The 7,334-nt window shown below is 69.3% G+C and carries 9 protein-coding genes and 2 pseudogenes; 8 read left to right on the forward strand and 3 right to left on the reverse strand.

All coding sequences use genetic code 11. From position 1 onward, the window contains the following. On the reverse strand, nt 1-844 hold an 844-nt coding region (locus tag AC13HU_RS27270; RefSeq protein WP_483044605.1), incomplete at its 3' end, for a helix-turn-helix domain-containing protein. A 198-nt stretch (nt 845-1,042) separates the two neighbouring features. Between AC13HU_RS27270 and AC13HU_RS27275 the strand changes: the two genes are divergently transcribed. From AC13HU_RS27275 to AC13HU_RS27285, 3 genes are all read left to right on the forward strand, one after another. Continuing rightward, on the forward strand, nt 1,043-1,966 hold the full coding sequence (locus AC13HU_RS27275) for a helix-turn-helix domain-containing protein (protein WP_483044606.1): 924 nt from the start codon (nt 1,043-1,045) through the stop codon (nt 1,964-1,966). Between the two features lie 26 nt (nt 1,967-1,992). Next, complete coding sequence (locus AC13HU_RS27280) at nt 1,993-2,208, forward strand: DUF397 domain-containing protein (protein ID WP_483044607.1); 216 nt, start codon at nt 1,993-1,995, stop codon at nt 2,206-2,208. Nucleotides 2,209-2,300: 92 nt separating this feature from the next. Further along, nucleotides 2,301-2,516, forward strand: a complete 216-nt coding sequence (locus AC13HU_RS27285; protein WP_483044608.1) for a DUF397 domain-containing protein — start codon at nt 2,301-2,303, stop codon at nt 2,514-2,516. Nucleotides 2,517-2,693: 177 nt separating this feature from the next. On the opposite strand, the pseudogene AC13HU_RS27290 reads toward AC13HU_RS27285, so the two are convergent. Next, nucleotides 2,694-2,849 (reverse strand): annotated as a pseudogene (locus AC13HU_RS27290) (TetR/AcrR family transcriptional regulator C-terminal ligand-binding domain-containing protein); the annotation flags it as partial. Nucleotides 2,850-2,853: 4 nt separating this feature from the next. On the opposite strand from AC13HU_RS27290, the pseudogene AC13HU_RS27295 reads away from it, so the two are divergent. Then, a pseudogene (locus tag AC13HU_RS27295) lies at nt 2,854-3,728 on the forward strand (MFS transporter); the annotation flags it as partial. A gap of 123 nt (nt 3,729-3,851) precedes the next feature. Here the strand turns inward: AC13HU_RS27295 and AC13HU_RS27300 are convergent. Then, entirely contained in the window at nt 3,852-5,009 is a 1,158-nt protein-coding gene (locus tag AC13HU_RS27300; protein WP_483044609.1) for a hypothetical protein, read from the reverse strand. Nucleotides 5,010-5,290: 281 nt separating this feature from the next. Here AC13HU_RS27300 and AC13HU_RS27305 point away from each other — a divergent pair, with 281 nt between their 5' ends. The 4 genes from AC13HU_RS27305 to AC13HU_RS27320 all read left to right on the forward strand — a co-directional run bounded on the left by AC13HU_RS27305 (nt 5,291) and on the right by AC13HU_RS27320 (nt 7,240). Continuing rightward, nucleotides 5,291-5,653, forward strand: coding sequence for a DUF2089 domain-containing protein (locus AC13HU_RS27305; protein WP_483044610.1), 363 nt, complete (start codon nt 5,291-5,293; stop codon nt 5,651-5,653). Further along, nucleotides 5,650-5,910 (forward strand): hypothetical protein, encoded by a 261-nt coding sequence (locus AC13HU_RS27310; protein ID WP_483044611.1) that lies wholly within the window; start codon nt 5,650-5,652, stop codon nt 5,908-5,910. Before AC13HU_RS27305 ends, AC13HU_RS27310 begins: the two co-directional genes overlap by 4 nt. A 54-nt stretch (nt 5,911-5,964) precedes the next feature. Beyond that, the gene (locus AC13HU_RS27315; protein ID WP_483044612.1) at nt 5,965-6,438 is read left to right on the forward strand and encodes an SHOCT-like domain-containing protein; all 474 of its coding nucleotides are present in this window, start codon (nt 5,965-5,967) and stop codon (nt 6,436-6,438) included. Between the two features lie 436 nt (nt 6,439-6,874). Next, nucleotides 6,875-7,240 (forward strand): hypothetical protein, encoded by a 366-nt coding sequence (locus AC13HU_RS27320; protein WP_483044613.1) that lies wholly within the window; start codon nt 6,875-6,877, stop codon nt 7,238-7,240. Nucleotides 7,241-7,334: the final 94 nt, after the last annotated feature.

Genomic DNA, 7,334 nt, shown 5'->3' on the forward strand with positions numbered 1-7,334 from the left:
GGGCCTGGTAGGCCGTCGCCGTGGACTCGATCAGGGCCAGCGAGGCGTCCGGGGCGAGGGCGGCGGCGGTGAGCAGGTCGTGGGTGAGGTGGGCGAGGTTCACGGCGCCGGGGTCGGTGAGGTGGTTGCCGGTGTGGTGGGTGGTGAAGTGCATGGTCGGGCACTCGTCGGCGTACGTCATCAGGCGCAGCGCGCCGTCGGTGCCGGTGGGGTGCGGCGTCGCGGACAGCGGGAGCACCCGCACGGTGATCCGCCGGCGGCGAACCAGCTTGACCAGGCAGTGGAGTTGCTCGGCCATGACGGCGGGGCCGCCGAGGCCGCGGTGCAGTACGGTCTCGCCGAGCACGGCCAGATAGCGCGGTCCCTGCGGGTCGTGCAGCACGGGCGTACGGGACAGCCGCGCCTCCCACCGGTAACGGGTGGGCCGGTCCGCGAGCAGCGGTGCGTACGTCTCCGCGACGGCCTTCGCGTACGCGTCCGTCTGGAGCAGACCCGGTACGAGCGCGGCGTCCCACTCCTTGATGGTCGCGGCGAACCGTTCCCAATCGGCCAGCGGGGCAAGCCGGTTGGGGTCCGGCGCGGTGCGCCCAGCGGCGGCGTTCCGGGTGAAGAACCCGCCGGTGTCCAGCAGCCGGTCCAGCACCGCGGTCAGCTCCGGGTCGAACCTGCGCTCCCCCTGCTCGATGCGGGCGAGGTACGACAACTCGATGTGCAGCATCTCCGCCAACTCCCCGAGCGTCAGCCCCGCGCGCTCCCGGTAGTACCGCAACTCGGCCCCGTACAAAGACCGAGCGGACAACGACGGGTCCAACTTCTTCGAGTTGAAGCGGCCGGGATTGGTCATGGGTGATTCTCCTTCTCCACGCAGTGGGTTCGTTCGCGGGATGCGGCCCGGCGCACCCGGGTGGGTGTTGACCGAAAGACCGTGACGGCCGACCTCCTCGTGCGATGCTGTCGATGGACCGTCAGGGTGCGTACTACGCGCGCAGTTTGCCGCGCAACCAGCATGCTCCGCTCACCCGGTGGTCCGCAACCGAATCGGATGGAAAATGTTCCAAAGCGGGTGGCGGGCGATACTCTCTACGCCCGTCCACGCCTGAACGAAGGGGTGACCGTGGTTCAACCACGCCCGACGGTGCGTCGTCGCCGTCTCGCCACGATGCTGGTGCGGCTGCGCGAGGAAGCCGGCAAGACGCCGGACCAGGCAGCCGACCAGATCGGCTGCCACCGCAGCAAGATAAGCCGGATCGAGAACGCGCATCTCGGCATCTCGGTCGGCGAACTACGCGCCCTCCTGGCGTTCTACGACGTCAACGACCCGGAGTACGTCGACGGTCTGGTCGGCCTCGCACGGCGCAGCCGCGAACGCGGGTGGGTCCAGCGCGTCTGGAACGACCTGCCTTCGTACGCCGACCACATCGACTACGAGCAGACGGCCGACTACATCCGCTCCTTCGAACCCTTGTTGATCAGCGGCCTGTTCCAGACCGGCGACTACGCACGCGCCCTGTACCGTGCCAACCCCGCGATGCTCAGTGACGAGAAGATCAACCAGTTGGTGAACGTCCGCATGCAGCGGCAGACGGTGCTCGACGGCGAGCGGGCGCCGCGCGTCTGCCTTATCGAAGGCGAGGCGGCACTACGCAGCAACGTGGGGTCCGGAAAGGTGATGGCTGCGCAACTTGATCAACTTCATGCGCTGGCGGAGCGGCCGAACATCGAACTGCAAGTGCTGCCGTTGAGCGCAGGAGCACATCCGGGACTCACTGGTGCCTTCGTGATCTTCGGCTTCCCCACCCCGGCGTTCTCCGACGTGGTGACTGTCGAGCATCACACGGGCACCCTGTATATGGAGACGCCGGAGGAGACCAGCACCTATACCCTTACCTTCGACTCGCTGAGGTCGGCGGCGCTGAGTCCGACGGCCAGCCTTGACCTGATCGAGCGGATCAAGCAAGAACTGTGAGACGGCAGGAAGCGGAGGTAGAGGCGATGCACGCATCCGAACTGGGCGGTGCCGCTTGGCGCAAGAGCAGTTACAGCGGAGGAAACTCCGGTGGTGGGGAGTGCGTCGAGTTCGCCGAGTTGACCGCCAGCGCCGCCGTGCGTGACTCCAAGGACCCGCACGGTCCGGCACTCGCCTTCACCGCCACGGAGTGGACCTCTTTCGTCGAGGCCGTCCGCGCCGACGAGTTCCCTACCGCCTGACCGTCCGCCACAATCGAATGCGAGGGAGCGGTGAACCCTGTGCGGTTCACCGCATCCTGAGCGCTGAGCTGAGACCGGCGGAGGTAGGGGCGATGCACGCATCTGAACTGAGCGGTGCTGCTTGGCGCAAGAGCAGCTACAGCGGCGGCGACTCCGGTGGCGGGGCGTGCGTCGAGTTCGCCGAGTTGACCGCCAGCGCCGCCGTGCGTGACTCCAAGGACCCGCACGGTCCGGCACTCGCCTTCACCGCCACGGAGTGGACCTCTTTCGTCGAGGCCGTCCGCGCCGGCGAGTTCCGTTCGGCCTGAGCTCGGGTCGGTCCCCCGCGAGCAGGGCCAATTCCCGTACCTGGACGTCTACTTCACCCCGATCCGCAGCGGCGAACCGTCGGCCGACGGATTCGGCCGGGCCGTGTGAGCCGGCGCGCGCCTCACGGAGCCCTGGCGCCGCGTCCGAGGGCTGATCCCGGTCGTACCAGGTCGAGGTCACAGCAAGCGGTCGACCAGCCCGTTGACGTAGTCCGGGGTGAGCTCGCCCCTGCCGAGCAGGACGCGGATGTACATCGGGGCCAGGATGTGGTCCAGCACGCCCAACGCGTCGAGTGCGTCCTCGCCGCGTTCGCGGGCGCGATCGAGCACGGACTAATGGATCGTCGACGCGTACGTACTGCTGGTTGCCATGCTGCTGCTGTCCGGCGGTGTCTTCGCCGACCGGTTCGGCCGCAAGCGGTACCTGACCGGCGTGGTGGTGTTCACCGCCGCGTCGGTGCTGTGCAGCCTCGCGCCCTCGCTCGGCTGGCTGGTCGCCGGCCGGGTGCTCCAGGGCATCGGGGCCGCGGCGCTGAGTCCCGCCTCGCTGGCCCTGCTCGCCGCCGCCTATCCGGTGCCGCAGGAACGGGTCAAGGCGATCGGGCTGTGGGCCGGATTCAGCGGAATCGGTCTGGCCGCGGGCCCCGTGGCCGGCGGCGTGCTGACCGATGCCTTCGGCTGGCCCGCCATCTTCCTGGTCAATCTGCCCATCGGCGTGGTCCTTGTGCTGGTCGGTCTGCGCAGCCTCGACGAGGCCCGCAACCCGAACGCCCCCGCGATCGACATCCCGGGGACGGTGCTGTCCGTTCTGGGGGTGGGGGCGCTGACGTACGGGCTGATCGAGGGTGGTGCCCGCGGCTGGACGTCGCCGGCATCGGCTTCGCCCTGACCCTGTCCCCACTGACGGGAGCCGCCATCCAAGCAGTCGGCCCGCAGGAGGGCGGCCTCGCGTCAGGCATCAGCAGCACCACCCGGCAGATCGGCGCGGTGCTCGGCGTGGCGGTGCTCGGAGCCATCGTCCGCAGCCGGCAATCCGGCGGCGCCTCCTTCGAGACCGGCCTCAACAGCGCCTTCCTCGCCGCCGGCGCCATCACTTTGGCCACCGCCGCGTTCACCGGCCTGTGGCTGGCGAGGTCCAAGCCCGCGGCAGGCTCCGCGACGCCGCGACGTTCCACCGATCCGGATACGGTCACCACCTCGACGTCCGGGTAGGGCTCGGTTCGTGGACGCGCTGCCCGCCGCGCCGACGAGTTCCACGTCGTCTGACCACGCAACGGCGACGCGGGAAGGGGCGGCCCGGGAAGTAGAGGGGCGGCCGCAATTGGGGGCGGGGCGTCAGGCGCCCTCGTCCTCGGAGGAGTCGGAGAGGTAGGGCTCGTCGCCGCGGTGGGGAGGGTTCAGCTTGTGGCTGCTTCCCTTGTCGGTGAAGCCTTCCAGGACGATGTCGTCCTTGACCTGGTGGCCGCTGCTCTCCACCTTCTTCCGCATCGCGGCCCTCGCCTCGGCGTCGTCGGCCATCCAGGCCGGCATCTTCCAGTTGGGGAAGAAGCCTCCGTGGCTGCCTGACGTCACGATCCGGTACCCGAGCTTGTTGGCGACGTGGGTGTTGAAGATGGCGTGCGCCCAGTGGCAGGCGACGCAGTCCCGCTTCCGGCCGCCAATGGGCCAGTCCTGAAGCTGCCCGGACTGCGGATCGGGATGCTCCCGCATCGACTTCGCCACCGCGTCCAGCAGGGCCATCTCGCCGTGGACAACTCCCTTGGGCCCGGGGCCCTTCACCGTGTTGTGCCACTCCAGGCTCTTGGGGTCCGCCACGGCGTTCCTGATGGCCTCAAGATGCTCGTGCGCTGCCGCGCCGCCGGTCTCGGAGTGCCGTTTGCCGTACCCGCCGTTGATCAGGGCCGCGAGCTTCTTCTCGTCGTGACCGCCGCCTGCCAGCCCCTCTTTCAGGCGGTCCGTGGCGGCGTCCCGCTTCCCTTGCGACATACCGGTGTTGCCCGCTATATGTATCTTTCCGCCGATAACGGTCAGTGCCAGGTGGGGCGTTCCGGCCTTGCCGAGCGGCATGCCGCCGTCGTCCGCGTAGTGCGCGCCCATCATCACCCGGGCCACCCGGTTGAGCATGCGGGTGGGGGCGTCCAGCTCCGAGTGGACCTCCTGCCCGGCCTCCAGGGCGAGGTCCGGGGCGGTCACCTGGCCCGGGCTCGGCCGCTTCCGCACTTCCTCGGTGGCCGGGCCGGGGGTCCGCTGTACCGCGGCCCCGTTCATCTGCCGGTCGCCCGGGTGCGCGTCCGCGCGGTGCGGGTTCGGGTGGTGCGGGTCCGGTTCGTGCGCCCAGGGGTGTCCGGCGTCGCGCAGCATCTGTACGACGGCGGCGTTGCCGACGGCGGGTTGCAGGGCGAGTAGTGCATGGCCCGGCCTCCGGGTCCCGCTCGCGGGCGAGCGGGTGGCGGCCCGGCGTTCTTCGGCCGCGGCTATGGCGTGGTCGCGCATGCGTAGTCCCCTCCTGGAGCAACTCCCCTCCTTACTAGGCGTGATGATCTGCCGCGTCCAGGTATGCAAGGGCAGAGGGCGATGGCTGTACGGGCACGGGTTCGTCGTGCCGGGCTCGCCGGGTCGGGAGCCGTCGGCGGGGCGACGGCCGGGTGACCGTACCCCCGGACTCCAGATCACTGAAGTCGGGATCAGAAAACTCAAGGTTTCTTCGTTGACGCCTTAAGAAAGTCAAGGTACAACTTAATGGTGAGCGCGACACCGAGAGTAGGGAGCAGACGGTGGACTGGCAGGCGTTGACGGAACTGACCCGGGGGCGGCCGTTCACGGTCGAGCGGGTCCGGCTGGCCGGTAGCGGCGTGGCGGTGGAGGGCGAGTTCGAGCCGCCCCAGCTCGCCCAACTCGGCTTTGACGACCAGGTGTTCGTCGCCGCGTTCGTACGGTCGCACGGCTCGATCAAGGAGATGGAGCGGACCTTCGGGGTGAGCTACCCGACCGTCAAGGCGCGGCTGAACCGGATTGCCGAGCAACTCGAGTTCGTCGACATCGACCCGGAACCGACCCAGGCCGACGTCGTCGACCGCCTGCGGCGGGGGGAGATCAGCGCGCAGGAGGCGCTGGCCGAGCTCAAGAGGCAGCGGTGATACCGCAGTTGGTGACGGTGGGCTGGCGGCGCCCCGACGGCCGCTGGCGGCGACTGCACGGCCCGGTGCTGCCGCTGCTGCTGGTGCTGTCACCGCTGCTGGTGCTCGCCGTACTGGCCGGGGTGGTCGCATGCATCGTCACCCGGATCAGCCCGGTGGGCGCGCTGCGCGGCGCCGGACGACTGCTGTGGGCGCTGCCCGGCACCCGTATCGAGATCGAGGACGGCCGTACCGGCTTCCTCGTCAGCATCAGATGAGCCATGAGCCATGAGCCATGAGCCATGAGCCATGAGTCAGAGGAGAACACAGCCATGAACGAGCAACGCCGCCTGATCCTGCAGATGTTGGCCGAGGGCAGGATCAGTACGGAGGAGGCCGACGCCCTGATCGACGCGCTCGAACCGGAACGGTCCGAGACGCGGCCGGGGGCGGAACCCGGTCCGAAGTCGCGCCCCAAGTACCTGCGCGTGGTGATGAATTCGGCCGGGAGCGGTGGCGGGACCGGTGCTGGTGACACCGACGGCAAGGGCGACGGTACTGGTGACGGGCCCAGCCGGATCAACATCCGCGTCCCCCTGCAACTGCTGCGTGCCGGAGTCCGCCTCGCGAGCCTCGTCCCGCCGCAGGCACTCACCAAGCTCAACGCCGAGTTGAACAAGTCGGGGGTACCGATCGACCTCACCGAACTCAAGCCGGAGCACATCGAGGACCTCGTCGACCAACTCGACGACGTCACCGTCGACATCGACGACCCCGGCAGCAGGATCCAGGTCTTCTGCGAGTGACCCGAGCGGCTCGGGCAGGCCCTGGTCAGAGCCGCCCGAGCCGTCCGAGCCGACGGGCAGGGCTCGAAATCCGCGTACAGCACCTCCCCGGAAGCCGCCGTCCGGAACCTGGATACGCTGGAGCGTTGCCACGGACAAGGCGTAGGAGACTCACTTGTTGACTCGACGTGCAGGACTGGTCGCCCGGCCGGCGATACCGGCCATGGCACTCGGACTGGTCCTGACCGGCTGCTCGTCCGGAGGGCACGCTGATCCGGCAGCGTCCGCAACGTCGACCGCCGCGGCGTCCAGCACCACCTCACCCGGCACGTCTGCCGCGCACCCAGGGCATCCAGGATCCGCCTCGCCCAAGGCGCCCTCACCGTCAACTTCCCTGGCGGCGCCCCCGGCAGGCGGTGCAGACCCGTGCGCCGCGATCGGCCTCACCCCGGCCCAGGTGACCAAGATCAGCGGCCTGGCCGTCACCACGGCCAAGTCCAAGGGCTTCACCTGCGTGTACTCCGGCCCGCACAACGCCCTGGGGCGGGGCAACGACATCACCCTCCAGCAGGTTCCGCACACCGGCTCCGCCACCGCCTTCATCCAGCGGACCTACCCCTCGTTCCAGGCCATGGGCACCTGCACCTGGGACGACAAGGGCCACTCCCGCTTCCAGTGCACCCGGGAGGCGGCCGGGCTCTTCGCAGGATGGGCGGTCATCGCCGGCTCGGCGCACATGTGGGAAGCGTCCGTGAACACCACCACGTCAGGAGGCCGGGACACAGCGGACACCGGCCTCGAGGCGTACCTGGTCAACCACTGAATCAACGCGTCGGCCTCCCTGTTTCGTTCGAGGCCGCACGAGTTCGCGATCACCGCCCCGGCATTCGGGCAGACAACTCGCCCCGCCCACACTC

Source organism: Streptomyces sp. NH27, from assembly GCF_056859195.1.